Here is a 2,046-nt window from a genome sequence, read left to right on the forward strand (position 1 = left end):
CCTCGACGCAGCGATCGAGGGCCATGCGGTCTCGTGGCATTGGGTCAAGGGCCACGCTGGGCATGTCGAAAACGAGCGGGCCGATCGGCTTGCCCGCGAGGGCATGGCAGCTTATCTGTCGCGCGAATCGTGAGCGGCGCGAATATCCGGGAAACTTCAGGAGAGCTGCATGGTGCTAAGGAAGCGCAAGGTGCTTAAGGCGGAGGTTGCGTCGTCGCTAAGTTTCAATCGCGATGCCAGCGTCAGGATTGCGCGTAGGGGCGGCAAGCGATGGAATTGGCGGGACACATACTACTGGTTTCTCACCCTGCCGATCTCGGGCGTAATCCTTCTATGCTCCACCTATTACATCCTGGTCAATGTCCTGTTCGCGTGCCTCTACCTGCTCGACCCGGAGGGTATTGCAGGTGCGGACAAGGGCGGGTTCGCCGACGCGTTCTTCTTCTCGGTCCAGACGATTGCGACGATTGGCTACGGCGTCATGTATCCGAAGTCGCTCTTTATCAATCTGGTCGTTACGCTCGAGACGGTCGTCGGCATCATGTCGTTCGCCCTCATCACCGGCATTCTCTTCACGCGCTTTTCCCGCCCTGTCGCACGCGTGATATTCAGCAAGGTGCTCGTGATCGATCCCCACGAGGGTAAGCCCGCAGTCAAATTCAGAATGGCGAACGAGCGGCGCAACCAAATCCTCCAGGCGGAGGTAGGCGTGACCCTCGTGCGGACCGAGCGCGAGGGGTATGGCGCGGAAGTTCGCCGTCTCTACGACCTGAAGCTTGTGCGTAACCAGAGTTCGTTTTTCGGATTGTCTTGGACGGTCGTTCACATAATCGACGAAGCTAGTCCGTTATGGGGTGCGACACCCGCATCCTTACGCCACTCGGAAACGGAGCTCATTGTCCTCCTCGCCGGCGTCGATGAAACGCTCAGCCAGACGGTGCACGCGCGCCACAGCTATGCCGCCGAGGATTTTCTTTGGGCGCGCCGTTTCGCGGACATCCTCTATCGCACGCCCGAAGGCGAGCGCGGGATGGACCTCGACCGATTCCACGAGACTGTGCCGATTGGCTGAGTGCGATCGCGAATAGCGCTCAGAAGAGAAACTCGATCACCAAAAGCACGAAAATCGCGAGAAAGAGCGTTTCCGCGACCATAAGAACGATTGGCCGCAGACCGACCTGCACGAGCGCTTTGATCGAGGTCTTCATGCCGAGTGCGGCAATAGCGATCACGAGGCACCATTGCGAGATCGACGCCAAACCGTCGCGTACCACCGCCGGAATGACGCCTAGACTGCCCAGGACGACGAGTGCCGCGAATCCCAATAGGAACCCTGGAACGGGGAGTGCCTGCGTGCCGGCCGGCCTAGCGGCACCCGGGAGGAAAAGCGAGAGCCCGAGCACGACCGGAAGCAACATGCTAACGCGGAGCAACTTGACGACCGTCGCCACATCGCCGGTCTGTTGGGAGACGCTGTAGCCGGCCCCCACGACCTGCGCCACATCGTGGATCGTGCCGCCCAGGAATACACCTTGATCCACATATGAGAGGTGAAAAACCGCCGCCACGAGCGGATAGAGGATCATTGCCAGCGTCGAGAGGGTCGTGACGCCGATCACCGCGAAAATAATATCCCGTTCACTTGTCCTGTCGCGCGGCAGCACCGTCCCGATCGCGAGTGCGGCCGAAGCGCCGCAAATCGCGGTTGCCCCTCCCGTGAGCAGGCCGAAATCGCGCTGGAGCTTGAATGCGCGCGCGATGCCGGCACCCACCAGAATTGTCAGAAGTGTTGCGCATATCACCGAAAGGAAGGGTTTCCAGCCAAGGCTCACGATCTGCGAGATGGTAATGCGCGCGCCGAGAAACCCAACGCCGATTCGCAGGATCATCCGAGCCGCAATGTTGATACCGGCAACGCATCGCCCTTCGAGCGACAGGAAATGGAAGGGCATGCCCAGAAGCAAGGCGAAAAGCATTACCGGTCCACCGTATCGACCGGATAGGAATGTCGCCGCCATCGCGATGACAACGCTGGCGAGCACGCCC

Annotated in this window: 3 protein-coding genes; 2 read left to right on the plus strand and 1 reads right to left on the minus strand. The window is 60.3% G+C overall.

Translation table 11 applies throughout. The features are described from left to right. Nucleotides 1-133: RNase H family protein (locus tag VEJ16_12825; protein HYB10545.1), on the plus strand; the 133-nt coding region annotated here is incomplete at its 5' end. 36 nt (nt 134-169) lie between these two features. After that, entirely contained in the window at nt 170-1,072 is a 903-nt protein-coding gene (locus VEJ16_12830) for an ion channel (GenBank protein ID HYB10546.1), read from the plus strand. Between the two features lie 19 nt (nt 1,073-1,091). Here VEJ16_12830 and VEJ16_12835 read toward each other — a convergent pair. Further along, nucleotides 1,092-2,046 (minus strand): putative sulfate exporter family transporter (locus VEJ16_12835; protein ID HYB10547.1); only part of this gene is annotated, 955 nt, incomplete at its 5' end.

Source organism: Alphaproteobacteria bacterium (genome assembly GCA_035625915.1).
In the GTDB taxonomy this organism is placed as follows: domain Bacteria; phylum Pseudomonadota; class Alphaproteobacteria; order JACZXZ01; family JACZXZ01; genus DATDHA01.